29 protein-coding genes are annotated in these 23,919 nt (G+C 63.2%); 11 read left to right on the top strand and 18 right to left on the bottom strand.

All coding sequences use genetic code 11. From position 1 onward, the window contains the following. Positions 1–15: 15 nt before the first annotated feature. Positions 16–264 carry a hypothetical protein gene (locus tag NP534_RS15355; protein ID WP_274099267.1) on the bottom strand — a complete coding sequence of 83 codons (249 nt, stop codon included), beginning with the start codon at positions 262–264 and terminating at the stop codon, positions 16–18. 78 nt (positions 265–342) lie between these two features. Further along, on the bottom strand, positions 343–807 hold the full coding sequence (locus NP534_RS15350; protein ID WP_274099266.1) for a hemerythrin domain-containing protein: 465 nt from the start codon (positions 805–807) through the stop codon (positions 343–345). 416 nt (positions 808–1,223) lie between these two features. Here NP534_RS15350 and NP534_RS15345 point away from each other — a divergent pair, with 416 nt between their 5' ends. Continuing rightward, positions 1,224–1,364 (top strand): hypothetical protein, encoded by a 141-nt coding sequence (locus tag NP534_RS15345; RefSeq protein WP_274099265.1) that lies wholly within the window; start codon positions 1,224–1,226, stop codon positions 1,362–1,364. Between the two features lie 40 nt (positions 1,365–1,404). On the opposite strand, the gene NP534_RS15340 is transcribed toward NP534_RS15345, so the two are convergent. Together NP534_RS15340 and NP534_RS15335 are read right to left on the bottom strand one after the other, a co-directional pair. Beyond that, positions 1,405–1,908 carry a CinA family protein gene (locus NP534_RS15340; RefSeq protein ID WP_095064529.1) on the bottom strand — a complete coding sequence of 168 codons (504 nt, stop codon included), beginning with the start codon at positions 1,906–1,908 and terminating at the stop codon, positions 1,405–1,407. Between the two features lie 134 nt (positions 1,909–2,042). Then, positions 2,043–2,582 carry a type 1 glutamine amidotransferase domain-containing protein gene (locus NP534_RS15335; protein ID WP_274099264.1) on the bottom strand — a complete coding sequence of 180 codons (540 nt, stop codon included), beginning with the start codon at positions 2,580–2,582 and terminating at the stop codon, positions 2,043–2,045. Between the two features lie 188 nt (positions 2,583–2,770). Here NP534_RS15335 and NP534_RS15330 point away from each other — a divergent pair, with 188 nt between their 5' ends. From NP534_RS15330 to NP534_RS15320, 3 genes are all read left to right on the top strand, one after another. Continuing rightward, positions 2,771–3,304, top strand: a complete 534-nt coding sequence (locus tag NP534_RS15330; protein ID WP_274099263.1) for a DUF3455 domain-containing protein — start codon at positions 2,771–2,773, stop codon at positions 3,302–3,304. 102 nt (positions 3,305–3,406) lie between these two features. After that, a complete protein-coding gene (locus NP534_RS15325; protein WP_274099262.1) occupies positions 3,407–3,952 on the top strand; it encodes a sigma-70 family RNA polymerase sigma factor in 546 nt (181 codons plus the stop codon). Further along, a complete protein-coding gene (locus NP534_RS15320) occupies positions 3,949–4,659 on the top strand; it encodes an anti-sigma factor (protein WP_047583155.1) in 711 nt (236 codons plus the stop codon). Before NP534_RS15325 ends, NP534_RS15320 begins: the two co-directional genes overlap by 4 nt. A gap of 47 nt (positions 4,660–4,706) precedes the next feature. Here the strand turns inward: NP534_RS15320 and NP534_RS15315 are convergent, their stop codons facing one another. From NP534_RS15315 to NP534_RS15290, 6 genes are all read right to left on the bottom strand, one after another. Further along, the gene (locus NP534_RS15315; protein WP_274099261.1) at positions 4,707–5,441 is read right to left on the bottom strand and encodes a proteasome-type protease; all 735 of its coding nucleotides are present in this window, start codon (positions 5,439–5,441) and stop codon (positions 4,707–4,709) included. Between the two features lie 77 nt (positions 5,442–5,518). Further along, positions 5,519–6,298, bottom strand: a complete 780-nt coding sequence (locus NP534_RS15310; protein WP_033698462.1) for a transglutaminase family protein — start codon at positions 6,296–6,298, stop codon at positions 5,519–5,521. Further along, positions 6,295–7,245 (bottom strand): alpha-E domain-containing protein, encoded by a 951-nt coding sequence (locus NP534_RS15305; protein WP_033698461.1) that lies wholly within the window; start codon positions 7,243–7,245, stop codon positions 6,295–6,297. Before NP534_RS15305 ends, NP534_RS15310 begins: the two co-directional genes overlap by 4 nt. Before the next feature lie 3 nt (positions 7,246–7,248). Beyond that, positions 7,249–8,658: a circularly permuted type 2 ATP-grasp protein gene (locus NP534_RS15300; protein WP_274099260.1), complete on the bottom strand. Its 1,410-nt coding sequence runs from the start codon at positions 8,656–8,658 to the stop codon at positions 7,249–7,251. A gap of 364 nt (positions 8,659–9,022) precedes the next feature. Then, on the bottom strand, positions 9,023–10,069 hold the full coding sequence (locus NP534_RS15295; protein ID WP_274099268.1) for a GGDEF domain-containing protein: 1,047 nt from the start codon (positions 10,067–10,069) through the stop codon (positions 9,023–9,025). 313 nt (positions 10,070–10,382) lie between these two features. Further along, positions 10,383–10,874, bottom strand: a complete 492-nt coding sequence (locus NP534_RS15290; protein ID WP_274099259.1) for a DUF1543 domain-containing protein — start codon at positions 10,872–10,874, stop codon at positions 10,383–10,385. A gap of 222 nt (positions 10,875–11,096) precedes the next feature. Between NP534_RS15290 and NP534_RS15285 the strand changes: the two genes are divergently transcribed. Then, the gene (locus NP534_RS15285) at positions 11,097–11,633 is read left to right on the top strand and encodes a DUF3833 domain-containing protein (protein WP_274099258.1); all 537 of its coding nucleotides are present in this window, start codon (positions 11,097–11,099) and stop codon (positions 11,631–11,633) included. 21 nt (positions 11,634–11,654) lie between these two features. On the opposite strand, the gene NP534_RS15280 is transcribed toward NP534_RS15285, so the two are convergent. The 7 genes from NP534_RS15280 to NP534_RS15250 form a co-directional block, all read right to left on the bottom strand. Then, positions 11,655–12,149, bottom strand: coding sequence for a DUF2878 domain-containing protein (locus NP534_RS15280; protein ID WP_274099257.1), 495 nt, complete (start codon positions 12,147–12,149; stop codon positions 11,655–11,657). Then, positions 12,149–13,411 carry an SAM-dependent methyltransferase gene (locus NP534_RS15275; protein ID WP_274099256.1) on the bottom strand — a complete coding sequence of 421 codons (1,263 nt, stop codon included), beginning with the start codon at positions 13,409–13,411 and terminating at the stop codon, positions 12,149–12,151. The genes NP534_RS15280 and NP534_RS15275 overlap by 1 nt, the downstream gene beginning before the upstream one ends. Then, positions 13,386–14,195 (bottom strand): DUF1365 domain-containing protein, encoded by an 810-nt coding sequence (locus NP534_RS15270; RefSeq protein ID WP_274099255.1) that lies wholly within the window; start codon positions 14,193–14,195, stop codon positions 13,386–13,388. Before NP534_RS15270 ends, NP534_RS15275 begins: the two co-directional genes overlap by 26 nt. Beyond that, positions 14,192–15,439 (bottom strand): NAD(P)/FAD-dependent oxidoreductase, encoded by a 1,248-nt coding sequence (locus NP534_RS15265; RefSeq protein WP_274099254.1) that lies wholly within the window; start codon positions 15,437–15,439, stop codon positions 14,192–14,194. The genes NP534_RS15270 and NP534_RS15265 overlap by 4 nt, the downstream gene beginning before the upstream one ends. Positions 15,440–15,445: 6 nt before the next feature. Beyond that, complete coding sequence (locus NP534_RS15260) at positions 15,446–16,198, bottom strand: SDR family NAD(P)-dependent oxidoreductase (RefSeq protein ID WP_274099253.1); 753 nt, start codon at positions 16,196–16,198, stop codon at positions 15,446–15,448. Beyond that, entirely contained in the window at positions 16,195–16,617 is a 423-nt protein-coding gene (locus tag NP534_RS15255; RefSeq protein WP_274099252.1) for a nuclear transport factor 2 family protein, read from the bottom strand. Before NP534_RS15255 ends, NP534_RS15260 begins: the two co-directional genes overlap by 4 nt. A gap of 104 nt (positions 16,618–16,721) precedes the next feature. Beyond that, positions 16,722–17,168 carry a PAS domain-containing protein gene (locus tag NP534_RS15250; RefSeq protein WP_274099251.1) on the bottom strand — a complete coding sequence of 149 codons (447 nt, stop codon included), beginning with the start codon at positions 17,166–17,168 and terminating at the stop codon, positions 16,722–16,724. Positions 17,169–17,322: 154 nt separating this feature from the next. Here NP534_RS15250 and NP534_RS15245 point away from each other — a divergent pair, with 154 nt between their 5' ends. Beyond that, entirely contained in the window at positions 17,323–18,210 is an 888-nt protein-coding gene (locus NP534_RS15245) for a MerR family transcriptional regulator (protein WP_274099250.1), read from the top strand. An 18-nt stretch (positions 18,211–18,228) separates the two neighbouring features. Here the strand turns inward: NP534_RS15245 and NP534_RS15240 are convergent, their stop codons facing one another. Beyond that, entirely contained in the window at positions 18,229–19,800 is a 1,572-nt protein-coding gene (locus NP534_RS15240; RefSeq protein WP_274099249.1) for a sensor domain-containing diguanylate cyclase, read from the bottom strand. Positions 19,801–20,212: 412 nt separating this feature from the next. Between NP534_RS15240 and NP534_RS15235 the strand changes: the two genes are divergently transcribed. The 5 genes from NP534_RS15235 to NP534_RS15215 all read left to right on the top strand — a co-directional run. Then, positions 20,213–21,703 (top strand): BcsE family c-di-GMP-binding protein, encoded by a 1,491-nt coding sequence (locus NP534_RS15235; protein ID WP_274099248.1) that lies wholly within the window; start codon positions 20,213–20,215, stop codon positions 21,701–21,703. Further along, on the top strand, positions 21,700–21,885 hold the full coding sequence (gene bcsF, locus NP534_RS15230) for a cellulose biosynthesis protein BcsF (protein WP_186655988.1): 186 nt from the start codon (positions 21,700–21,702) through the stop codon (positions 21,883–21,885). The genes NP534_RS15235 and bcsF overlap by 4 nt, the downstream gene beginning before the upstream one ends. Continuing rightward, the gene (gene bcsG / locus NP534_RS15225) at positions 21,878–23,497 is read left to right on the top strand and encodes a cellulose biosynthesis protein BcsG (RefSeq protein WP_274099247.1); all 1,620 of its coding nucleotides are present in this window, start codon (positions 21,878–21,880) and stop codon (positions 23,495–23,497) included. Before bcsF ends, bcsG begins: the two co-directional genes overlap by 8 nt. Beyond that, a complete protein-coding gene (gene bcsR / locus NP534_RS15220) occupies positions 23,494–23,712 on the top strand; it encodes a cellulose biosynthesis protein BcsR (RefSeq protein WP_274099246.1) in 219 nt (72 codons plus the stop codon). The genes bcsG and bcsR overlap by 4 nt, the downstream gene beginning before the upstream one ends. Further along, positions 23,709–23,919 (top strand): cellulose synthase operon protein YhjQ/BcsQ (locus NP534_RS15215; RefSeq protein WP_274099245.1); only part of this gene is annotated, 211 nt, incomplete at its 3' end. The genes bcsR and NP534_RS15215, both read left to right, overlap by 4 nt.

Here is a 23,919-nt window from a genome sequence, read left to right as displayed (position 1 = left end):
GCTCTTCCGATCTATTCACGACTGGAGCTCGGCAGCCGTGTTCTTCTTCCAGCCCCTGAGGTTCATGAGGCACAGCACTACCTGCAGCACAATCAACGCCCAGGCCTGAGCGTGCCAGCCCCAGACTGACCACAGTAGGTTGCTGGCAATGAAACAGCAGAAGCCAATCTTGCGACGCCCGGCGCGGCGCGAGCCTATGCACCAGGCCGCCAGTACCGTGACCGCCATGGCAGGCCATTGCAGCAATTCTATCCAGTTCGTCATCAACGCCAATCCCAACGAATTTCCTTACTGCGCGCCTGCCAGGGCGAGCCGAGAGGGCCCCGGCACGGCGCACTCGAATCAAGCGGCGCGCTGCTCGCTCTTGAGCAGTTTCTTCTGCGCTTCCATGGCCAGCCCCAGCTCTTCCAGCTGGCTCTTGCCCAGCAGCTTCTTGGCCGTCGGGAACAGCTCGCCTTCCTCTTCCTCGATGTGATGCTCCAGCAGCTCTTTCATCACCTTGACCCGCCCGGCGAATTCCAGGGTGCCGGTTTCGGTATGAAGCAGATCAGGCAGCACCAGTGAATCGACGGTGCGGTGCTCTTCCTTCGCTTCGTAATACATCTTGGCTTCTTCCTTGCCACCGGCCTGTTTGATCGCGGGGTAGAGGATGTCTTCCTCCAGGGCGGTGTGGACTTGCAGTTCCTGTTCAATCCGATGCAGCAGTTCAGCGCGTTTCTTTACGGCACGTTCAGTGGTCGAAGACAGTTCTTCCAGCAGCTTTTTCACCACCTTGTGGTCTTGAACCAGCAGATCGATAGCATTCATGTCGTCACCTCAGTGCGGGCGGGTTAATACAGGCTTCCTAGGCATTGAGTCGACCTTGTGCAGCAGGGTTCAACAAGGATGATGGTTGGCGTGCTTGTCTTGGGCTTGGAGGTGTCGCGAACATCAAGCGCCGCCCGCGCGGCGCTCGATCTGACAGGCGCTAAAAATGCACTGGCGAGCACCTTGTAGCCCAAATGCAATCCCACCCCCCAAAAAACAGGGAATTTCGAATTGGCATGGAAATCTCATGGTAACTATGAGAAATAGTTCATCTCGTTAACCCTGTTTCAACCTCCTACCAAAAATAAGCAGAAGGGGGCTTCATGAGTTGTCTGATTTGCGCGGGATATGCCGAATCCGTCGAGTGTTCGACGGGGTGGGAAGAGCGTCACTGTTCGCAATGCGGGTGCTACCGAATGTCCCAAGCGTTGGTTCTGGTGATGATGGAAGAGGGGCAGATCTTCGATACCGCACGGATGCGTGAGTGGCTGACGACGCGGCGCAGTGTGGTGCCCGTCCCGTCTATCGAGGTTCATCACGCCATCCTGGTTCAGTAAACCCTGGACGAAATTGTGGCCTTCATGAAGTGTCCGGTATTCAGGCGCGGTCCCCGCGCAGCCAGCGCTCGTAGTAGTGACCCAGCCGGGTCAGCCCATACAGGGCGCCCTCGTGCATGACCTGCGCACGTTCCCCAAAGAATCGCTGGGTACGGGTAAACACTGCGATGGGTTCGCCGGCAAAAGCCCAGGCAAAGCACAGTGTGCCGGGTAGAACCCCCGATGCCTGGCCAGGCCCGGCTACGCCGGTGGTTGCGATGACGACATTGGCATCGCTGTCCTTCAATGCACCTAATGCCATTTCCCAGGCCACGGCCTCGCTGGTCAGGCCATAGCGCTCGATGGTTTGCGGGTTCACGCCCAACAGACGCTTCTTGGCCGTGGGTGAGTACACCACGTAGCCGCTTTCAAGCACTTCCCCTGCACCCGGGTAGGCGGCCAGCAATGCAATCATGCAGCCTGCCGTGCAGGATTCCGCCGTGGTGAGTACCAACTGGTGGTCTTTGAGGTAGCCGAGCACTGCCAGCACGGGATCGCACGCCATTTTGGTTTCGACTCATGAATGCTTGTGCGGTGGACGTGGCACACAGGCAAATGGTTCAGCGTGTTATTGCCCGTTTCGTCTGAGCTGAGGCGTGCAGGCCCCTTGAGCGATGCAAGGGGCTGCAAGGGGCAGGTTCAGCCTGCCAGGGCGCTGATCAACTGCTGGTTGAACGCGGGAATATCATCTGGCTGGCGGCTGCTGATCAGGTTGCCATCCACCACCACCTGTTCATCCACCCAGGTGCCGCCAGCGTTGCGGATATCATCCTGCAGAGTCTTGTAACTGGTCATCCGCTTGCCTTCGACTAGGCCGCTGGACACCAGTAGCCATGCACCATGGCAGATCACCGCCAATGGTTTACCGGCCGAATCGTGGGCTTTTACCAGTTCCTGCGCGCCGGGTATCAGGCGAATGGTGTCGGAGTTCTGTACGCCGCCAGGCAGTACAAGGGCATCGTAGAGGTCGAGCTGGGCATCGTCGAAGGTTGCATCCACGCTAAATTCGTCGGCAGGCTTGTCATGATTCCAGCCGCGAACGGTGCCTGGCGTGTCACTCAGGATATCGACCACTGCGCCGTTATCTTTCAATGCATCACGAGGACCGGTCAGTTCCACCTGTTCGAAACCATCAGTGACCAGAAAGGCCACGCGCTTGCCACTGAGTTGCGCACTCATCGGGTATCTCCTTTTATCAATACACCTGAGAAAGAAGGCCTGCGACAAGCCAGCAAAGTTCCGACGCTGTGCGTCAGCGTCCTCACATTTTTTTGTGCAGGGGTGCATCCAAACAGGACGGTGGCGGGTAATCAGGACAGGGGCAGCCTTGCTGCAGCCCCGACCACCCCCTATCAGGAGTTTGCACGATGACCTTCACATCCGTTTCCTGCTCGCTCGTCGCTGGCCTGGCCCTGGTTCTGGCCTCACACACAGCCCACGCTCAACAAGGCCTGCCTGATGCCGTGAAGGTGCCCGAAGGCCACAAGGTGGTCCTGGAAACCGTGGGCGTGGGCGAAATCACCTACGAATGCCGCGACAAGGCCAGCATGCCGGGGCAGACCGAGTGGGTATTCGTAGGCCCGAAAGCGGTGCTCAATGACCGTTCGGGCAAGGCAGTGGGCGACTACTTCGGCCCGCCTGCCACCTGGCAAGCCAAGGACGGTTCGAAAATCACCGGGACCCAGCTCGCTGTGGCGCCCGTGGACAAGACCGCGCTGCCGTATCAACTGGTGAAGGCCAACCCCGCCGAAGGCCCAGGTGCCATGCACGGCGTCAGCTACATCCAGCGCGTTGCGACCCATGGTGGCGTTGCGCCGCAAAGTGGCTGCATGGCGCAGAACAAAGGCGAGCGACAAATCGTCAAGTACCAGGCTGACTACGTGTTCTGGGCCGCCAAATGATCGATGTTGTGGCAGCCGGCGGGTGATTGATCATCTACCCTTACCGCCAGACCTGGCCTCAAGGCTGGGGCTGCACTCGGTAATGCTAGGAGTGATCGAACGTTGAACCTGCCTGTTACCCCCTTCGATTTTCAGGCATGCCTGGCGGCGTGCGCTCAAGGCGATCGGCGCGCCTTGCAGGCGCTCTACACCCATGAAGGCGCACGCTTGCTGGGCGTCACGCGGCGCATCGCCAGGGATGACGCAACCGCCGAGGATATCCTCCACGATGCCTTCATCCGCATCTGGACCCGCGCCGCGAGTTTCGACCCGGCGCGCGGTTCGGCACGGGGTTGGATCTACAGCATCACCCGGCACCTGGCGTTGAATCACATACGTGACGTGCGCTGTGAAGTCGCTTTTGACGAAAGCGATATCGACGCCATCGGCGCCGTGTTCCCGGGTGCCGATGATGAGGCATGGTCGGGTTCGAGCAGGATCTACCGCTGCCTGGAGCAACTGCAGCCTTCACCTCAACGGTGCATCCTGCATGCTTATGTGGACGGGTGCAGCCACATCGAGATCGCTAGCCTGCTCGACGCGCCACTAGGCACCGTCAAAGCCTGGATCAAGCGAAGCCTCAAGGCTCTCAGAGAGTGCATGGGATGAAAGCGGATGCTGCCGATCAAGACCAGGACGCGCTGGAGGCGCTGGCAGGGGAGTACGTACTCGGCACACTGCCTGCCGACCAGCGCGCGGCGCTGGCCGCGCGCATGGCGCATGACCCGCGCCTGCAGCGGGCTGTGGATGCGTGGGAAGAACGCCTGCTGGCCCTGACCCGTGTTGCCCAACCCTCAACACCCAGCCCCCGCTTATGGGGGCGTATAGAGCGCAGCCTGGACGAGCGCGCGGGGTGGTTTGCCAAACCGTCCGTGGCGTGGTGGCAGCGTCTTCGCCTGTGGCAGGGGGTGAGTGCCGTGGGCATCGCAGCGAGCCTGGTGCTGACGTTTCTGTTGCTGGTCAGCCAGGCACCGTCGCCGCGCTACCTGGTGGTGCTGGTTGCACCGACGGACCAGGCGCCGGGATGGGTGGTGCAGGCAAGCGATGGGCGGGCCTTAGAGCTCATCCCCCTGGGCCAGGACGCTGTACCTGACGGCATGGCACTGCAGTTCTGGACCAAGGGCTCGCAATGGCCCGCACCCGTTTCGCTGGGGCTGATCAAGCCAGGCGAGCAATACCGCGTCCCCGCCAGCAGCATGCCGCCTTTAGAACCCGACCAACTGTTCGAGCTGACGCTTGAAAAAGCCGGTGGCTCGCCCACCGGGCGGCCGACCGGGCCGGTGAAATTCATAGGCCGTGCGGTGAAGGTTATTTGAGCATGGAGGCTGCTCGGTCGCCAGCCGACGGCATGTTTCGACCTCGCTCATTGGGCCATGAAATCGCGTGGGGGTGGCGTGAGTTCGGCCAGCAGGTTTTTCAAGCCATCACCCCATTGCTTGCGGATCTGGCTGTAGTAAGGGTCGTCGTGATGAATGCGAACCGGCTCCCTTGCTGTGCAGCTGTCTTTGCCATACACCAGCAGATCCAGGGGCATGCCCACCGACAGGTTGCTGCGGATGGTGGAGTCGAATGAGATCAGGCCGCAGCGCACCGCCTCGTCCAAGGGCGTGTGGTAGGTGAGGTTGCGGTCCAGGATCGGCCTGCCGTACTTGCTCTCGCCCAATTGCAGGAAGGGGGTGTCCTGGGTGGCCTGGAAGAAGTTGCCTTGCGCATAGACGTTGTAGATGCCCATGGGGCTGCCGGCGATCTGCCCGCCCACCATGAACGAGGCGCTCAGGTCGATCTGGGCTGTCAGCTTGCTGCGGTCACGGGCAACCACTTCGCGAAGGGTTTCGGCCACCAGTACCGTTGCATCGTAGAGCGTGGCGACGTTCAGCAGGTGGGTGCCGGTGCCCCGGCTGCGTTGTTCGAGCAGGTTGACCACCGATTGCGAGGTGGCGAGGTTGCCGGCGGTCTGCAGGACGATCAGCCGCTCGCCCGGCACGCTGAAAACGAACAACTTGCGAAACGTGGATATCTGGTCGATGCCGGCATTGGTGCGTGAGTCGCAGATGAATACCAGCCCGTCCGCCACGTGCATAGCGACACAGTAGGTCATGCTGTTTACCTTGTGCTTTGAATGGAGGGCCCCGCCGCACACGGCACGCCGGGGCCTGCTGGTGTTGCGCCGGGGGGTTACTGGCGATGCACCTGAACGCTTGCCTGCATGGATTCGACGCCGCCACCCCGGCGCACGCCGCGGACTGGGCAGGCATCGAGGTAATCCAGCCCGACGGCCAGTTTCAGGTGACGCTCGGGCCGGGTGAGGCGGTTGGTGACGTCGAAGCTGTACCAGGCTTCATCGATCCAGGCTTCGGCCCAGGCGTGGCTGGCCAGGTGGGTTTCGTCTTCGGTGCACAAGTAGCCGGAGACGTAGCGTGCCGGGATACCCAGGCTGCGGGCGCAGGCCAGGAACGCGTGGGTATGGTCCTGGCACACCCCGGCACCGCCGGCAAACGACTCGATGGCCGTGGTGCCTACCGAGGTCGCGCCTGGGCTGTAGGGCATATGGTCGGCCAGGCCTTGCATCAACGCAGTCAACGCTGCCCGGTCGCGGCGCTCGCCACACTGCTGAGTGGCGAAGGCCTTGAGCGCGTCACTGGCCTGGGTGAGGTGGCTGCTGCGCAGGAACGGCAGGGGCGACTGGCTGCCGGCCTCATGCTCGCAGTCCGGGTCGATTTCCACCTGGCCGCTGGCCGTGAGGGCCAGGTGGCCATGGGGCTTTTCCAGGGTCAGCACGTGCAGGATGTTGCCATAGGGGTCGATCTGGCTGTTCACCTTGCAGGGCAAATCCAATTGCCAGTCGAGGATGCGCTGGCGCTCGCTGCTGCGCGGTGTCAGGCGCAGGAACTGGATGCTGTTGCAGACGTCACTGGCGTAGCTGTAAGTGGTGTCGTGGCGGATGGACAGTTTCATATGACCTCCAGATAGGCGTTATGGACGGTCTGGCCCAGTTGGTGGATGCGGCCGATGAAGTCGGTCAGCCACAGGTGCAGCCCGGCTTCGAGAATCTCGTCGATGGCGGTGTAGCGCAGTCGTGCGTTGAGTTCGGCGGCCAGCCTTTGTGCGGCGCGGCCGGTATTGCCAGGCAGGCCGGCAAGAATCTGGTCGAGCTCGTCGATGCAGGCATGCAGCGAACGCGGCACGTCGACGCGCAGCAGCAACAGCTCCGACACCGGTCGCGCGCTGGGCGCGTTGCGGTAGATTTCGTTGAAGGCTTCGTAGGCGGTCAGGGCGCGCAACAAGGCGCTCCACTGGTAGTAACCGCGTGCAGAGTCGTCGCTGACCTCCTCGGAGGTTTCTCCGAACATTTCATAACGGGCATCGAGCAGGCGCAGGGTGTTGTCCGCCCGCTCGAGGAAGGTGCCCAGGCGAATGAAACTGTAGGCATCGTTGCGCATGATGGTGCCGGAGGTCGCGCCACGGAACAGGTGCGAGCGCTCCTTGACCCAGTCGCAGAACTGGCTGATGCCATAGCGCCCAAGGCCGTTGCTGGCGATGTTGCGCATTTCGATCCAGGTGGCGTTGATGTTTTCCCACATGTCGGCGGTGATCCGCCCACGTACCGCATGGGCGTTGGTGCGGGCAGCTTGCAGGCAGCAATAGATGCTGCTGGGGTTGCTCGCGTCCAGCGCAAAGAAGTGCAGCATGCGCTCGGGGTCCAGCTCGGTGTGCTTGCGGATGTAATCGTCCAGCGTACCGGACGCCAGCAGCGACATGGCCAGCTCGGCGTGGCCATCCGAACGCCCGGCTTGCGGCATCAGCGACAGCGAGTAGCTGACCTCGAGCATGCGTGCGAGGTTTTCGGCGCGTTCCAGGTAGCGGGACATCCAGTACAGATCGGAAGCGGTTCTCGAAAGCATGGGTCAGTCCTCCACCACCCAGGTGTCCTTGGTACCGCCGCCCTGCGACGAGTTGACCACCAGCGAGCCTTCTTGCAGCGCAACGCGGGTCAGGCCACCGGGCACCAGGCGGGTTTCACTGCCTGACAGCACAAACGGACGCAGGTCGATGTGGCGCGGCGCGATGCCGCTTTCGACAAAGGTCGGGCAGGTGGACAGGCACAGCGTGGGCTGCGCGATGTAGGCGTGCGGGCGCGCCTTGATGCGGGCGCGAAAGTCCTCGATCTGCGCCGCTGTGGCGGCGGGGCCGACCAACATGCCATAGCCGCCGGAGCCTTGGGTTTCCTTGACCACCAGCTCGGGCAGGTGGGCCAGGACGTGGGAAAGGTCCTGAGGCTTGCGGCATTGCCAAGTGGGCACGTTCTTCAGGATCGGCTCCTCGCTCAGGTAAAAGCGGATCATGTCGTCGACATAGGGGTAGATCGACTTGTCGTCGGCAACGCCGGTGCCCACCGCGTTGGCCAGCACCACGTTGCCAGCCCGGTACACCGAGATCAGCCCCGGTACGCCCAGCATCGAGTCAGGGTTGAACGACAGCGGGTCAAGGTATTCGTCGTCCAGGCGGCGGTAGATCACATCCACCTGCTGTGGGCCGGCGGTGGTACGCATGTAGAGATGGTCGTTGCGCACGAACAAGTCGGCGCCTTCGACCAGCTCGATGCCCATCTCCCGAGCCAGGAACGCATGCTCGAAGTAGGCGCTGTTGAAGCGCCCCGGGGTGAGCACCACGGCGGTCGGGTTGTCCAGCGGGCTGGCACTCTTGAGTGTGTCCAGCAGCAGATTGGGGTAGTGGTCGATGGGTGCGATGCGCTGGGCGGCGAACAGTTCGGGGAACAGGCGCATCATCATCTTGCGGTCTTCGAGCATGTAGCTGACGCCGCTGGGCGTGCGCAGGTTGTCTTCCAGTACGTAATACGTACCGTCACTGTCACGCACCAGGTCGACGCCGGCGATGTGGGCGTACAGCCCACGGTGCAGGTTCAGGCCCTGCATGGCGACCTGGTAGCCCTCGTTGGCCAGCACCTGCTCGGGCGGAATGATGCCGGCCTTGAGAATGCGTTGATCGTGGTAGATGTCCTGCAGGAACAGGTTCAGCGCCTGGACGCGCTGGATACACCCGCGTTCGACGATGCGCCATTCGCTGGCGCGGATGCTGCGCGGGATGATATCGAAGGGGATCAACCGCTCGGTGTCTTGCTGGTCACCGTACAAGGTGAAAGTGATACCGGCCCGATGAAACAGCAGGTCGGCTTCGTGCCGCCGCTGCTCCAACAATGCCAGCGGCGTGTTCGCCAGCCAGCGGGCGAACTCCTGATAGTGCGGGCGGCAACTTCCGTTTGCCTCATACATTTCATTGAAAAAAGCCCGGGACATACCCACTCCTTGCCACGACTCGTCGGCAGTGTTGTTGCACATTCATCCATTCACAACAGGGTGCGGTACTGCATTTACTTGTGGATGCGGTTTCTATGGATCGCCTCGGGTTAAGGGGTGAACACGCGTTGCAATGACAATGCCGGAACGGGCAGGGCGGATGGATCGGGAGGGAAAATGGCGCTAAAAAAGCAGATGTGCGCGTTTTAGCAGCGCACATGCAGCGGTATTAGACGAATTGGCGGGGATTTGTGACAGCTGGATGCAGGGGCGCATGCCGAGCGCGTGGCTGCCCTGCATCAATTGAGTGCAAGGTTTGGCGTGATGGCAGGGTTGAACCAAATCGGGGCAGGCTTGCCTCTTGTCAGACGGCGGCGGGCATCTGGTCGACGACCGTCACCCGGTTACGGCCGGATGCCTTGGCGTGGTACATGGCTTTGTCTGCGCTACTGAGCAACGCACCGAGTTCACTCGCGGGGGCTGTTGCGAACGCCAGGCCTATGCTTGCGGTCACCGGGTGTTCGACGTTGACGTTCAGTTTGGCTATCAGGGCCCGTAGGCGCTCGGCGATCTCGGTGGCGGTGTGCAGAGGCGTATCGGGCAGCAGGATGGCGAACTCCTCGCCGCCCAGCCTGCCGGCTATGTCGTCATCACGCAGGCTGGCGCTGATCACGGCACCGATCCGCTGCAGCACCTGGTCGCCCGCCGCGTGCCCGGCCGTATCGTTGATCTGCTTGAAATGATCGACGTCCAGCATCAGCACGGCCACGAAGGTACAACCCGCCCTGCAGCGGGCGTGCTGCACCGATGCCGAGTCGAAAAAGGCACGTCGGTTGTTCAGCCCGGTCAGTTCGTCCGTGCACGAAGCCACCATGGCAAGGCGGTGGGCGTGTTCCATTTCGTGTTTCAGGCGCCACGCGGTCAACAGGGCTGAGGACAGGCTTTGCGTCGCGTTGACGACGAACGATGCGAACACCAGTACCGCCAGTGCGATCCCCTGTTGCAGCGCGGAAGGCTGCAATAGCAGCCAACCGGTGCAGGGCAGCAAAACCAGGGCGATCGATACCACGGTCATGTTGCGGTATGACGAGTAACACGACACGGCGCTGACCGACATGCCCACGGCAAACAGCATGATCAATGTCTGCCCCAGCAGGTCGTCGGCCGGCATCACAGCCAATGCACCCAAGCCCCAGGTTGCCGCCGACAGTACCAGCGTGGCCCAGTAGCGCCACTCCCAGCGTTCAGCCGTGCGCTGGCTGGCGGGAGCGCGCAGGTAGGTGAGGAACATGGCGGTACGCAGGGCCGTCGAAAGGCTGAGTACAGCCATCCAGGCGACCACCTTTTGCTGGTCGAAACGCTCCCAGCCCAGCCAGCACAACATGATGGCTGCCAAGTAGCTGCCCAGCACAGCGGGCGCCGACTGGACGAACAGCTGTTTCAGGCGGTCCGTCCTTACCGAGTGCGCTATTTCATCGCGAGGATCAAGGTCTGTCATGGCTGCCGCTGCCACGCTTGAACGGTAGCGCGTTGCGGCACTTCGCAGGCACCTGCAACGGTTGTCAGCAGTTCACGTTGCTGCATGAAGTTTCCCTTGATCGAAGTCGGTGCTGGCGACGCGCAGTCGAGTCTCGCCGAACATAGCCTGTTTCATGACAATCCGAAAGCCAGGCATCCGGGTGTCAGTGCGGGCTGATTCCCGCCGGTGAGGCGGCGTTTGAACCTCAGAGCAGGATGTAGTCGCTGTATTGACGCAGCCCGCCATGGGCACCTTCGATCAAGTGCACATAACGCTCGCCCACCCGGTCGACGGGCAGGCAGTCGTCAACCTCCAGTACTGCATCGGTATGAGGCTTGAGCCAGCCCGCCTGCAGGCGTTGCTTGCCCAGTTGCTTGGCCTGGGCTTTGTCCCTGGCCACCACCAGCAGGTAGCGGTGCGCCTCGCCAAACACGTTGGGCTCGTAGCCGCCCAGGTTGATGAAGAACAGCCGTGGGTCATCCGCGCCTGGCGCCAGCTGGCTGAACGCGACACGGTAGTGATCGATGCCGTCGACTTCCAGCCACGAGTCGATGTGCAGGCCTGCACGGCTGCCGAACCAGTCCTGGCGCAGTTGCGGGTACGCCTGCTGCAGTGAGTCCGCCTGTGCGAACAGCACGTCGTGTACCTCGATACTGGCCCGTGGGTGGCGGCCACCGAGCATGACTACGTACAGCATGAGCAATTCCTTCAGGGAGCAGTAGACGGCGTATTTTGCGGGATTTGCAGGGCAAGTGTGGAGTTCCTAGAAATCTATACAAACCCAGATAATATCTATGCAATAAGCTACTATTGTATAATATTTGTCGAGGTGTCGAGGCCTGCAGGGCGTTCTTCGCCCTCTGGCTCGGTCCGCTGGCCAGGGACTCGGGCTGGCGGGCAACGACCGAGGTAGCTGAACATGTACAAAGCGCTGTTGCTGGTTGCCTGTCTGCTTCTGGGAAGCTGTGGCAATGTCGGTGTCGAGCACTATGCCCAGACGCAACCGAAGTTGGACCTGGCGGCGTTCTTCTCGCGCCCGGTGCAGGCCTGGGGGATGTTCCAGAAGCGTTCCGGCGAGGTGGTGAAGCGCTTCCACGTGCGCATCGACAGCCGCCGCGAAGGTGAGCGGCTGATCCTCGACGAGCATTTTCTATACAGCGATGGCACGCGCCAGCAGCGCACCTGGACACTGCTGCCGGACGGCCCTGGCCGCTGGCGCGGAACAGCGGGGGACGTGATCGGCGAGGCGCGTGGCGAAGTGGCGGGGAATGCGCTGCGTTGGCGTTACCAACTGGACCTGCCGGTCGACGGGCGGCACTGGCAGGTGGACATGGACGACTGGATGTACCTCATGGATGAAGACACCCTCATCAACCGCACGAGCATGAGCAAACTGGGCGTGGAAGTCGGCCAGATCACCCTGTTCTTCCGCCGCTTGCCAGCGGGCACGCCCTGAAGCTGAACGCGCTTGCCCCGCTCAACGTGACGGCGACGCCGCGAGACGCGAAAGCAGTGGCAGGGCCAATGCCCACACCGGCATCAATAACAGGCCGGTTTCCATCGCGCCCAAAGGCAAGGCGACATCCGCCAGCCTGGCGCCGCCGACATACGCCAACTGGCCGCCGAATGCGCCCAGCAACGCGCCGAGCCAGTAGCGCTTGCCGGCCCATGCCAGGCTGTGGCGCATGCCGCTGGCCAGCACCCACCACAGCAGTGCCAGCCACAGCGGCAGCGGCCAGGCGTCGAAACTGAACACGCCCAGTGCCCCCATCATGCTATCGAGCAGGCAGCCGGCCAACGCAACGCGCCACAGCGCCTTGACCTCGGCGTTGAAGCCCAGGCACAGGCGCAGGTGCACGGCCAGGCCCAGTGGCACCAGCAGCAACAACCAAGGGCGGTGCGCGCCGAGCACGCAGGCCCACCACCCGGCCTGTAACCAGAGCGCATTGGCGACCCGCCAGCGGCCGGGCATCACGCACCGCCAGGCCAGGGTGCGCGTCGTGCCTGAGGGGCCGCCCACAGCAGGTGCGCGACACCGATGGCGCGCTCCTCGAAGCCGCCTTGGCAATAACACAGGTAGAACTCCCACAGGCGCTGGAACATGTCGTCGTAGCCCAGGTCCATCAGCGCTGTGCGCGCCTGGCGCAGGTTTTCGCGCCAATGCTGCAAGGTGTGGGCATAGTCCAGGCCGAAATCCTCCAGGTGCACCAGGTTGAGTGCAGTCTGCCGGCTGGCGGTGTCCAGCATCACGCTCAGCGAGGGCAGGGCGCCACCGGGGAAGATGTAGCGCTGGATGAAGTCCACCGAGCGCCGTGCCTGGGCATAGCGCTGGTCGCGGATGGTGATCGCTTGCAACAACATCAGGCCTTCGGGCTTGAGCAGCGAGGCGCACTGGCGGAAGTACACCGGCAGGTAACGATGCCCGACTGCCTCGATCATCTCGATCGATACCAGTTTGTCGAAGCTGCCTTGAAGGTCGCGGTAGTCTTCGCGCAGCACCGTCACGCGCTGCGTCAGCCCCAGGGCCTGAACGCGCTGCAAGGTATGGGCGTACTGGGCTTCGGAGAGTGTCGTGGTGGTGACCCGGCAGCCGTACCGAGTGGCGGCGTGGATCGCCAGGCTGCCCCAGCCGCAACCAATCTCCAGCAGGTGATCGTCAGGGCGCAGTTCGAGCTTCTGGCAGATGCGCTCCAGCTTGTGCAACTGGGCGTGTTCCAGGGTTTGCCCGGGGTACTCGAACTGTGCGGCAGAATACATCATGGTCGGGTCCAGCAGCCGCTCGAACAGGGCATTGCCCAGGTCGTAGTGCGCCAGAATGTTGCGCCGGGCGCCGCGCCTGCTGTTCCGGTTGAGCCGGTGCAGCAGGCGCAGGGCAGGGCGGCCGAAGCGGGCCAGGCCACCTTCGAGCGCATCGAGCACTTCCAGGTTGGCGACGAACAGGCGCGTCACCAGTGCCAGGTCGGGGCTTCGCCAGTAGCCGTGGATGTAGGCTTCGCCCGCGCCGATCGAGCCATTGCCGGCGATCAGGCTCCAGGTAGCGTCATCGAGGATCTCCACCTCGGCCTGCAGCAGGCTTTCGGCATCACCGAAGCTCCACTGCTGCCCGTGGCTGAGCAGGCGCAGGTGGCCGTGGCGCAGTTTACCCATCTGGGCAAGCACGGCGCTTCGTGCCAGCCCGCCAAGTAAGGGCGCAAGGCCGGCGAACTTGCTAACGCTCAGGGTGGGATTCGACATGTTCAGGGTCCTCGCAAGGTTGGCCGAGCGCCAGGTCGCCCTGGCGGGTGGTGTGGTCATGGACGGGGGTGCGCTTGCACAACAGGCGCAGCGCTTGCCAGTAGATGGCCAGAACGGTGTGCAGGCTCATCCAGGGGAAGGTCAGCACGTAGCGGCGCAGCGCCGGTGCATCCAGTGGCTGGCGCTGCAAGGTGAGGTCGGCCTCGAACACCTTGCGGCCGCCTTGCCAGTTCTGCATGTGAATGCGTACATGCGCCGCGTCCTGGCTGAAGCGCAGGTGATAGTCCATGTTCAGGGGCATGAACGGCGACACATGGAAGGCCTTGGCCACGGTGAAGCGCTTGGCAAGGTTGCCCTGCACTGGCAGCACGTAGTGAAAGCGTTCACGCCACGGCGTGTTGCGCACCTCCAGCAGAATCGCCGCGAGGCGCCCGTCGCGGTCATGGCAGAAGTAGAAGCTCACCGGGTTGAACGACAGCCCCCAGCAACGCAGTTGCGTGAGCAGGCGCACAGGGCCTTCGGGCAGATGCCCTGTCGCCTGGTGGACCAGCAAGCGTGCGGCCTGGGCCAGCGGCTCGCCTTGGCGGGTCAGCGCGGGCAGGTAGTCGGTCTCGCGCCAGCACAGCGGCGCCAGGCGCCAGCGCCCCAGCCAGCGTGACAGGCCCAGCAGCCAGGTTTGCTCGTCCAGGTCCAGGTAGAACATGCCGATCCGGTAACGGAACGCGTGGCGCCGCGGCGTCAGGCGCCGGTGGCTGACCCAGCCCAGGCAAAGGCTGCTGTTCACAGCTGCTCTCCAAAATGCGCGGCCACCTTCAGCGCGCTGACTACCCCGTCTTCGTGAAAACCATTACCCCAGTAGGCGCCACAGAAGTAACTGCGTTGCTGGCCCTGCAACTGCGCCTGGCACGCCTGCGCGGCGGAGGCCGCAAGGCTGTACTGCGGGTGGGCGTACTGGAAGCGGGCGATGATCTGCGCCGGGTCTACCTGCGCGGTCTGGTTGAGGCTCACGCAGAAGGTGGTCGGCGCCTTGATGCCTTGCAGCAGGTTCATGTTGTAGGTCAGCGCCGCAGGGGCCTGCTCTGGCCCGCCCAGGCGGTAGTTCCAACTGGCCCAGGCGCGCCTGCGGCCTGGTAGCAGACGGGTATCGGTGTGCAGCACCACGTCGTTGCTGGCGTAGCCGATGGCGCCGAGCACGGCGCGCTCCTGCGGGCTTGGGGTGTCCAGCAGCGCCAGGGCCTGGTCGCTGTGGCAGGCGAACACCACATTGTCAAAGCGTTCGCTGCCGGCAGCGCTGACGACGGTGACGCCACGTTCGTCGCGGCTGACCCGGTAAACCTTGCAGTTGAGGCGGATGCGTTCGGCAAACGGTCGGCACAGCGGCGCAACATAGCCGCGCGAACCGCCTTTGATCACCCGCCACTGCGGCCGTTGGGTGACCGACAGCAAGCCGTGATTGCGACAAAAGCGCACGAAAAACGCTAGGGGGAAGCTAAGCATGTCTGCGCGGGACATCGACCAGATCGCCGAACCCATCGGCACGATGTAGTGGTCGATGAAGCGCCGACCATAGCGGTGCGCCTGAAGGTAGGCGCCCAGGGTGGTGTTGGCGTCGATGCGCTGGGCGTCGAGGTCGGCGACTGCCTGGCGGTTGAAACGCAGAATATCCCGTAGCATCCCCCAGAACCCAGGGGACAGCAGGTTGCGGCGTTGGGCGAACAGTGTGTTCAGGTCATGACCGTTGTATTCCAGGCCGGTGATCGGGTCATGCACCGAGAAACTCATCTCGGTCGGCTGCGAGGCGACCTTGAGCTGGTCGAGCAACCGGATGAAGTGCGGGTAGGTCCAGTCGTTGAAGACGATGAAACCGGTGTCTATCGCATGGCGCTCGCCTTGCCAGATCACATCGAAGGTATGCGTGTGCCCCCCGATCCATTGCTCGGCCTCGAAAACCGTCACTTCGTGCTTGCGTGACAGCAGATGGGCGCAGGTCAGCCCCGCGATGCCACTGCCGATGATTGCTATACGCATGAATCATCATTCCTGTTCATGGCGGGCAAGGCGTTGGCCCAGTGCCAGGCGCAGGCGCGCGGGCAGCGCCCCGAGCAGGCGCAACACCCAGGTAAAAAGGCCGGGGAAATTGATTTCCAGCGGGCGGTGCTGCAGGCGCCTGGCGATATGCCGGGCTGCGCGCTGCGCGGGCCACAGCTGCGGCATGGGGAAATCGTTGCGCCGGGTCAATGGCGTGTCGACGAAGCCTGGGCTGACCAAGGTGACTGCGATGCCCTCGTGTGCCAGGTCGATGCGCAGTGACTCCACCAGGTAGCGCACCGCAGCCTTGGATGCGCCGTAGGCGCCAGCGCGAGGCAAGGCCAGCCAGCTTACCGAGCTGCCCATCACCACCAGGTGGGGACGTTGGCCGGCGCGAAGCAAGGGCAGTGCCGCCGCCAGGCAGTAGCTGACACCCAGCACGTTGGTGCGCAGCACACGTTCGACCAAGGCCGGATCAAAATGGCCCGGCTCCAGGTATTCGCAGGTGCCTGCATTGAGAATGGCCATGTCCAGCCCGCCCCAGGCCTGCTCGATCCGGGCGGCGATAGCGGCCACCTGCTGCGGGTCGTCAATATCGCCAATGGCCAGCAATACCTGCCCGGGGAACCGTTCAGCCAAGGGGGCAAGGCGCTCTGCGAGGCGCCCCCCCAGAGCAACCTGGTGGCCTTGTTCAAGCAGTATCTGCGCGAGTGCGGCACCGATACCGCTGCTTGCGCCGGTCAACCAGCAGCGGCTCATGCCAGCCTGCCTTTGAGCCAGCGGATAGCACTGCCCATGACCGGGAGGTGTTCATACAGCAGGGCGCCGGCGTCGAAATAGTCCTGGTGAAAATGCACACGGTCGCGCCAATGCAAGCAGCTGCAGCCTTGCAAGGTGATCTGCTGGCCGCGGGCCAGGCGTGGGTGGCAAAACTGCAAGGTCCAGCGCAGGTAACCCTGCCCGGGCCTCACCTCGTCGACGCTGGTGAAGGCATAGCGGATATCGTGGGCGTTGGCGTACAACTGCTCGAAGTAGGCCCGCAAGGCCGGTAGCCCCTGTATCTGATGCAGGGGATCGCGAAAGGTGACCTCTTCGCTGTACAGTTTTTCCAGCGCGTCTAGGTTATCCCCATCGAGGCTGGCGAAGCGCTCGGCGAATTGTTGTAGGTACGCTGACATACTGGGCTCCAGGCAATCCTGTACAACAATGATTTGTTGTACAGGTATAGCTGAAGCCTGAGTGTTAATCTATACAAATAAACGATCTTGTATAGGTTTTTGGGTCAGCCCTTGGCTTGGCCCAGTTGCCGACGCAACTCAGCCACTTCCGCCTCCAGCTCGCGTACCTTTTCCTCGGCAAACACCTGCGCTGTGACGTCGCGCTGGATACCGATGTAGTACGTCAGCTGGTCCGCTTCGTTGTGCACGGGCGTGATGGACAGCTCGTTCCAGAACAGGCTGCCGTCCTTGCGGTAGTTGCGCAGTACCTGGCAGCAGGGGCGGCCTTCGCGGATCGCCTCGCGGAGGGTGGCGATGCCGACCTGGTCATGATCCTCGCCCTGAAGAAAACGGCAGTCCTGATAGAGGATGTCCTCGGCGCTGTAGCCCGTCAGGCGCTCGAAGGCAGGGTTGACGTAGATAAGGATGCTGTCATTGCCCTCCTGCTCGGCGACGACGACGCCATCGTTGGACTGCTCGACCATCAGTTGCAGGAGTTTTGCGTTGATCATAGGGCCCACCCACATAAATCTCGTATGCGATATGCGCAGCGTAGCCTCTGTGCAGAAGGCTTCGGCGCCGTTTGCTGCATGATGAACCAAGGCCGCTCGCCGCAGAAGGTGCAGATGGGTTTAGAATAGGGCACCCCCCGGAAGCCCCCTCGCCATGACTGACGCCACCCCACCTGATTTGCTACCCATGCGCGATGTGGTCAGCCTGACCGGCATCAATCCGGTGACCTTGCGTGCCTGGGAGCGGCGGCATGGGCTGATTCGCCCGCAGCGCACCGAGGGCGGCCATCGCTTGTACACGGCCCGTGATGTCCAGCGTATACGTGACATCTTGCGCTGGACCTCCAACGGCCTGCCCATCAGCAAGGTTGGCGACATGCTCGCAGGCCAGCCTGAGGCGCCTGTGCAGCCGCACTCGGCCTTTGACGATTGGCGCGCCGCCGTAGTGCGCGCAACCCAGGCATTCGATGCGCAGGCGCTGGAAGGGCTGCATGGCCAGTTGTTCACACTCATGCCCAAGGCCACCGTACTGCGTGAAGTGCTGCTGCCGGTGTGGCATGAGCTGGCTTCAGGCAGTGCGTTCGGCCAGCGTAGCCAATGGCTGTTTCTCGATACGTTCCTGCGCGCCCGCTTGATGCTGCGCCTGCAGATGAACCAGGCCGATGCGCCGCGCGTACTGCTGGCAGGCACCGAAGGGCAAGCCGAACTGCAAGTGTTGTGTGCCGGGCTGCTGTTGAGCGGCGAGCAACAACGCATCGAGGTGCTCGGCTGCGGGCAACCGCTGGAAGAGCTGCCCCTGTTGTGTGCGGCGATGCAGCCGGCGGCACTGGTGATTGCGCTGCAGGCACCGGTTGGCCCTGTGTTGGCCAGACGCCTGCGCGCGTTGCAGATGGAGATTGCCTGCCCGCTGGCGCTGATAGGTGCGGGCCTCGCCGGCTCTCAGGCGGCGTTGCAAGGCATTGCGTTGTGCCTGCTGGACGAGCAAGGCGCCGACGTCGCGGGCAAACTCAACGCCTTGCTCAGCGGCGCCCTGGATTTCTGACCCTGTAGCGGCAGGCATCTAGGAAAGCACGCGATCTTCAGCCACCACACGGTTACGCCCATTTTCCTTGGCCAGGTACAGGCGCTCGTCGGCACGCTTGAGGATGGCTGCGGCGGTGGGGGTCTCTGTACTGCGGCAAGCCACACCGATAGACAGCGTCAGCGTGCCGACCTGCTTCATGGGCGTGGCGCTCAGTGTCGAGCGAATACGCTCGGCGACCTCTTTCGCAGTACTCGGCGCGGTATTCGGCAGCAGCAGGCAGAACTCTTCGCCGCCGGCCCTGCAGGGCAGGTCCCCTGCACGCGTACAGTCACGGATCACTTGCGCCACCTGCTGCAGGGCCAGGTCGCCGACATCATGGCCGAAGGTGTCGTTGACCCGCTTGAAGTGGTCGATATCCAACGCCAGTACCGCATAAGCCTGCTGCGATGCATCCAGGGCCTCGAGTGCCGCCTTCATCGCGCGCCGGTTGCCCAGGCCGGTCAACAGGTCGGTTTCGGCGGCGGCGTTCAAAGTGCCGATCTTCTGTTGCAGGTGTTGTGCCTGCAGCACCAGTGCCTGGCGGATCGCCGCAGCTTCTGCGTACCAGGCATTGATCGCGGACAGTTCTGCCGTGGCATTGGGCGCCGAAAGGTCGATGGCATGGCCGGCCAGTGCACGTAACGGGCGGGTGATCAGCATCACGCCGAGTAGTATCAGAGCAAAGCCGACCACCCCGGCCGGGATGATCTTGATCAGCATGTCGCGCATCAGCTTGCCCAGTGGTGCCAGTGCCTGTGCCCGCGGTTGTTGCACCACCACAGCCCAGTTGGACCCCTGCACATGGGCAAACCCGGCAAGCATCGGCACCCCCCGGTAATTGACGGTTTCCAGGGTGCCGTTTTCACCGTGCAGGGCGATGTCCACCGTCTCGCTCCAGCCGAGCACTTCACCGATGCGCTGTTGGTCGGGGTGGTAAAGCAAGCGGCGGTTGCCGTCGGCCACGAAGGCGAAGGTGCCATCGAGGTGATGTTCGCCAATCAGCGAATGCATTACGCCACGCTGCTGCAGGTACACCGAACCGCCCACCAGCCCGAGAAACTGGCCGGTCGGGCTGAAGATCGGCTGCGACACAAAGATGATGAGCTTGCCGTTGGCTGCAATGAATGCCTGGCTGACCAAGGGCTGCCGTTGTTTGAGTGCTGTGTGCAACTCAGTAGAAGCCACCGTCGAACCAATCTGCACCCCGGGCGGGTATGCCTGCAGGATCTTGCCCGCAGGGTCGGTGATCAGCACGCTGTTCAGTTCCGAGTCCTGGGCCTGCAAGCGAAGCGCTTCCTCCTCCAGCAAGGCTGGGTTGCCAATGTCGCGGCCCAGGCGTTGGCTGCTGTATTTCAGGCGCTCATTGACCGAGTACAGGAACCCATCGATGCTGGAGGCCACCTTGAACGCGTAGGCACGGTTGGCTTCCAGCGCCGAGTGGACCAAAGCATCGCGTTGCACGCCGTAGGCGGTGATCAGGCCATTGCACAGGGTGCCCAGCACGGCGAGTAGAACAAAGCTCAAAATCAGGCCACGCAGGCCGATATGCGATGACAGAACGTTGCCCATGAGTACGTCGTAAGCCTCAACTGCTGGAAATGCTGGCAGAAGCTTAGACAGGAATCGGGTTGTGCACCGAGCAGCCGTGCAACCTGCCTTCGCCATTGCACAGGAACGTCCTGCCTCGTTGATTCAACGCGCGGCAACGGTGGATGAAGATCGAGCGCCGCCCTGAAGAAACCAAGCCAGGCACCCCTTCCCCATACGCCTCACAGCCCTAACCGAACATCTCCTTGCAATTAATTACATTTGAGCGCGCCAGCATTTTGCCTTCGTGCTGTAAGATTGACGGTTACGCTAAATCGCATGCTAATTTGCTGTTTTTTTGACGAAGATCAAAATGCCACCCTAGCGCGCATGCGATATTTCTACCGAAATCCGTTTCAATTCTTAATTTAGAGCCAGTGTTTTGACGAATGGAATGCCGTTGTTGGCAATCTCCGGCTTAGGCGCCGAAAGCAGCCAGCTTCATCTACAGGGACTGTATTGGTTGGCCTGTGACACCGCAGAAGACGCCACCTTGCTCTGCCGCCAGGTGGTGGAGGGGTTGCCCGAACCAACGCGGGCAGCCCTGATCGCCAATGCGCAAGGCATGGGTGATGTGCTGAGTGCACTGGATGCCGCAAAGGGCCCGGGCGAGCTGGCGCTGTATGAAGCCAACCCTCACGCCACCCTGCACCTGGTCGATGATCTGCCCCGTCTCGATGTTCCTGGCCGTGTGCTTGTCGTGCTGGCGCCTGCCGGTGCCTGGGCAGACGGCAAGGTCGAGCGCTGGTGCGAGGCGCTGCGCCCGCTGTTGTTGGCCGAGGCGGCGCTGCTGCTGGTCATCAGCGGTGGCCAGAGTGCCGGCCTGGTGGAGTGCCTGCGCGTGTTCAACCAGGGCGTCGACGGCTTGGCCCAGGTGTATCGCGGCAAAGGCGGGGTCCGTTACCTGCAGCACTTCTGGAGCAACCCGCTTGGCAAGGCGGGCACCCGGGACATGGAGCTGGTGCGCCTTGACGCGGGGTTTGCCGTTGCCGGTACGCCGCAGGCGCCCACCGATACCGGTGGCGATGAGCTGTTGTGCCTGGCCCAGCGGCCGGTCCTTGAAGGGGCGCCTGCCTTCTCCGAGCACTGGCAGGTCTGCGAAAGCCTCGACGAACTGGCTGACCGCGCCAGCCGAGCGGTGTCCGCCACGGTCATTTTCGCCATGGATGGCGGGCAGCGCCTGGACAGCCTGGCGCGCCAGCTGCACCGCTTGCGCCAGTTGCGTGGCAATGCCTTGAAGCTGGTAGTGCGCGAAATGGCGCCCACCTTGCGCTATCAGGATGAACAACTGCTGCTGGCCTGCGGCGCCACCCAAATCGTGCCGTTTGGCGCCAGCCTGTCACGCTTCCTGACCATGGTGGAAAGCATCCAGGGTTATGTCTGGCGCCGACACCTGCCAACCGACTTCGATGCCTTGCTCACGCGTTTGCGGCCACTCGCGATCTGCGGCTTGGTAGCGCCTGATGCGTTCGCCGAAGCAGTGCAGAGCATGTGGCACGGTGTACGTAACGGCGAAATCGTCCACCAGTTGCTGGTATTGCGCCCGGCCCCAGGCCTGACCCCGCTGCAGGCATGCTCGCGTACGGTGTTCCGCCGCGACGGCGACATCGCTTGTGTGGTCGGGGAGGTGTTGTTCCTGTTCCTGTTTGCCTGCCGTTCCGAAGGCGTCGAACAGGCGCTTGATCACATCTTCCAGTTGTCATGGAAAGAGCTGTTCATCAGCCAGGAAGTGCTTGCCGGCGTCGACAGCCTGGCCGCCCCGGCCTTCCTCGATAACCGCTCGCCGCAGCCGCCGCGGGTCGATGCAGCGGCGCAGTTGCCCACGCCCGCGCGGCCGGCACTGGCACCGCGCCGGGTCGCCCTGGGCAAGCGGGGCGCAGTATGAACTTCGCGCAATTGCTGCAAGTGATCGCCCTCACTGCGTTGGTCACCTTGGGCCTGGCCTTGCTGGTGGTGCGCCTGCGCGCAGTGTTGCGCGGCTGGTTGCACCGCCGCCTTTCCCCCCGTTACCTGAAACCGCTGGGCGTACGCCACCGCGCTGCACGCCAGGAACCCCGTAATGACTAATACAACCGTCACGCTCCCGGTTCTGGCCCGATGGCCTGGTCTGGGAGCGTGGAACCTCTATTTTCTGGCCAAGTTCCTGCTGGTCGCTCTGGGCATGCTCGACTTCCAGGCGCTGCCGAACCTGTTGTTCGCAGCGTTTCTGCTGATCCCGTTGCCGGGCAAGTGGTTGCGCATTGCGCGCCAGCTGGCGGCGCTGCCGATTGGCATCGCGTTGTTCTACCAGGACACCTGGTTGCCGCCGTTCAGTCGCCTGCTGGCGCAGCCGGGGGTACTCGATTTTTCGTGGAACTACCTGCTCGAACTGCTGGGCCGTTTCATCAACTGGAACCTGATGGGCGCGCTGGCACTGCTGTTGGTGGGGTATCTGTACCTGCGCCATTGGCTGCGCCTGAGTACCCTGAGCCTGTTAGGGCTGGGCTGGCTGGCCGTCGGCGGGCTGCCGTCACTGGGGTTCACTGCGGGCCAGGCGCCCGGCACGGTGACTACCAGCCCCGCTGCGCAGGCGCAGGCCACGGCGCTGGCCGACAACGCCACGCTCGACGGCTGGCTTGAGCGGTTCTTTGCCAGTGAGCGTGAACGGGTAACGGCGTTCCCTGCCATGAATGCCGAGGAGCAGCCGTTCGACCTGCTGGTGATCAACATCTGCTCGCTGGCCTGGGATGACCTGTCGGCCGTGGGGCTGCGTGACAACCCGCTGCTCTCGCGCCTGGACGTGGTCTTCGATCAGTTCAACTCGGCCACGTCCTACAGCGGGCCGGCCGCCATTCGCGTACTGCGTGCCAGCTGTGGGCAGTCGTCCCACGCGGGCCTGTACCAGAGCGCCCCGGAGCAGTGCCTGTTGTTCCAGAACCTGGCCAGGCTTGGCTTCCAGAGCAATACCTTGCTCAACCACAGCGGGCGCTTCGACAACTTCATCGGCGATATCACCCAGCAGCACATGCCGCAACCTGGCCTGCGCAACACCGATTTCCCGCGGGCACTGGTCGGCTTCGACGGCTCGCCGATTGCCAGCGACCTGGACGTGTTGCGGCGCTGGTGGGGCCAGCGTAAAGGCACGCCGGCCGAGCATGTGTCGCTGTTCTACAACAGCATCAGCCTGCATGACGGCAACCGCATCGTCACCGCCGACGGCGGCACCCGCGTCGCCGACTACGCCACCCGCGCCAACCGCCTGTTCGGCGAGCTGGGCACCTTCCTCGACGAACTGGAGCGCAGTGGCCGCCGCGTGGTCGTGGCCATCGTCCCGGAGCATGGCGCCGCACTGCATGGCGACCGCATGCAGCTGTCGGGCATGCGCGAAATCCCCACGCCGTCGATTACCCATGTGCCGGTTGGCCTGAAGTTCATCGGCATGGGGCAGCCTGGGCGCAGCGAGCCGCTGCGGGTCTCGGCGCCCACCAGCTACCTGGCGTTGTCCGAAGTGATATCGCGGGTGTACGCCGGCCTTGGCCAGCAGCAGGTACTGGATGTGCCCAGCCTGCTGAACGACCTGCCGACCACCGAACAGGTCGCGGAAACCTCCGGTGCGCAGGTCTTGAACTACCAGGGGCGCGCCTATATGCGCCTGCAAGGCCAGCCTGACTGGCAGCCTATCCCCGAGGAGAGCCGATGAAGCCTGGCAACGCTGACCCTGCCGACCGTAGTGACGACATTGCCCAACTGCGCCAGCACCTGGATATGCCGGACCTGAACTATCAGGATATTTCCATGCTGGTGGGGGTTCAGCAGGCCTTGCAGCGCTGGCCGTTGCTGGGTGAAAGCTGCCGGTCCAGTGCCCAGGATGGGCTGCCTATGCCTGCACCCAAGCGCGAGGCGGTGTTGCCATGACCAGCCTGGCGTTGCACGGCGTGCGCGGTGGCCTGGGGCGCAGTGCCTTGCTGGCCGCGCTGGGCTATGCGCTGCAGGGCGTGGGTGAGCGGGTGCTGTTGATCGACCTGTGCCCGGACAACCTGCTGGGGCTGCATTTCAACCTGCCGCTGGAGGCGCGCGAGGGCTGGGCGCTTGCCGAGCGGGAAGGGCGGCCGTACACCGACG

The organism is Pseudomonas sp. 39004 (genome assembly GCF_028682155.1).
GTDB lineage: Bacteria > Pseudomonadota > Gammaproteobacteria > Pseudomonadales > Pseudomonadaceae > Aquipseudomonas > Aquipseudomonas capeferrum.
This window is presented reverse-complemented; position numbering and strand designations above follow the sequence as displayed.

Excerpts from the sequence above, each read along its gene's own strand:
- NP534_RS15355 (WP_274099267.1), bottom strand. The coding sequence starts at position 264 with ATGACGAACTGGATAGAATTGCTGCAATGGCCTGCCATGGCGGTCACG.
- NP534_RS15350 (WP_274099266.1), bottom strand. The coding sequence starts at position 807 with ATGAATGCTATCGATCTGCTGGTTCAAGACCACAAGGTGGTGAAAAAG.
- NP534_RS15345 (WP_274099265.1), top strand. The coding sequence starts at position 1,224 with ATGTCCCAAGCGTTGGTTCTGGTGATGATGGAAGAGGGGCAGATCTTC.
- NP534_RS15340 (WP_095064529.1), bottom strand. The coding sequence starts at position 1,908 with ATGGCGTGCGATCCCGTGCTGGCAGTGCTCGGCTACCTCAAAGACCAC.
- NP534_RS15335 (WP_274099264.1), bottom strand. The coding sequence starts at position 2,582 with ATGAGTGCGCAACTCAGTGGCAAGCGCGTGGCCTTTCTGGTCACTGAT.
- NP534_RS15330 (WP_274099263.1), top strand. The coding sequence starts at position 2,771 with ATGACCTTCACATCCGTTTCCTGCTCGCTCGTCGCTGGCCTGGCCCTG.
- NP534_RS15320 (WP_047583155.1), top strand. The coding sequence starts at position 3,949 with ATGAAAGCGGATGCTGCCGATCAAGACCAGGACGCGCTGGAGGCGCTG.
- NP534_RS15315 (WP_274099261.1), bottom strand. The coding sequence starts at position 5,441 with ATGACCTACTGTGTCGCTATGCACGTGGCGGACGGGCTGGTATTCATC.
- NP534_RS15310 (WP_033698462.1), bottom strand. The coding sequence starts at position 6,298 with ATGAAACTGTCCATCCGCCACGACACCACTTACAGCTACGCCAGTGAC.
- NP534_RS15305 (WP_033698461.1), bottom strand. The coding sequence starts at position 7,245 with ATGCTTTCGAGAACCGCTTCCGATCTGTACTGGATGTCCCGCTACCTG.
- NP534_RS15300 (WP_274099260.1), bottom strand. The coding sequence starts at position 8,658 with ATGTCCCGGGCTTTTTTCAATGAAATGTATGAGGCAAACGGAAGTTGC.
- NP534_RS15290 (WP_274099259.1), bottom strand. The coding sequence starts at position 10,874 with ATGCTGTACGTAGTCATGCTCGGTGGCCGCCACCCACGGGCCAGTATC.
- NP534_RS15285 (WP_274099258.1), top strand. The coding sequence starts at position 11,097 with ATGTACAAAGCGCTGTTGCTGGTTGCCTGTCTGCTTCTGGGAAGCTGT.
- NP534_RS15280 (WP_274099257.1), bottom strand. The coding sequence starts at position 12,149 with ATGCCCGGCCGCTGGCGGGTCGCCAATGCGCTCTGGTTACAGGCCGGG.
- NP534_RS15275 (WP_274099256.1), bottom strand. The coding sequence starts at position 13,411 with ATGTCGAATCCCACCCTGAGCGTTAGCAAGTTCGCCGGCCTTGCGCCC.
- NP534_RS15265 (WP_274099254.1), bottom strand. The coding sequence starts at position 15,439 with ATGCGTATAGCAATCATCGGCAGTGGCATCGCGGGGCTGACCTGCGCC.
- NP534_RS15260 (WP_274099253.1), bottom strand. The coding sequence starts at position 16,198 with ATGAGCCGCTGCTGGTTGACCGGCGCAAGCAGCGGTATCGGTGCCGCA.
- NP534_RS15255 (WP_274099252.1), bottom strand. The coding sequence starts at position 16,617 with ATGTCAGCGTACCTACAACAATTCGCCGAGCGCTTCGCCAGCCTCGAT.
- NP534_RS15250 (WP_274099251.1), bottom strand. The coding sequence starts at position 17,168 with ATGATCAACGCAAAACTCCTGCAACTGATGGTCGAGCAGTCCAACGAT.
- NP534_RS15245 (WP_274099250.1), top strand. The coding sequence starts at position 17,323 with ATGACTGACGCCACCCCACCTGATTTGCTACCCATGCGCGATGTGGTC.
- NP534_RS15240 (WP_274099249.1), bottom strand. The coding sequence starts at position 19,800 with ATGGGCAACGTTCTGTCATCGCATATCGGCCTGCGTGGCCTGATTTTG.
- NP534_RS15235 (WP_274099248.1), top strand. The coding sequence starts at position 20,213 with ATGCCGTTGTTGGCAATCTCCGGCTTAGGCGCCGAAAGCAGCCAGCTT.
- bcsF (WP_186655988.1), top strand. The coding sequence starts at position 21,700 with ATGAACTTCGCGCAATTGCTGCAAGTGATCGCCCTCACTGCGTTGGTC.
- bcsG (WP_274099247.1), top strand. The coding sequence starts at position 21,878 with ATGACTAATACAACCGTCACGCTCCCGGTTCTGGCCCGATGGCCTGGT.
- bcsR (WP_274099246.1), top strand. The coding sequence starts at position 23,494 with ATGAAGCCTGGCAACGCTGACCCTGCCGACCGTAGTGACGACATTGCC.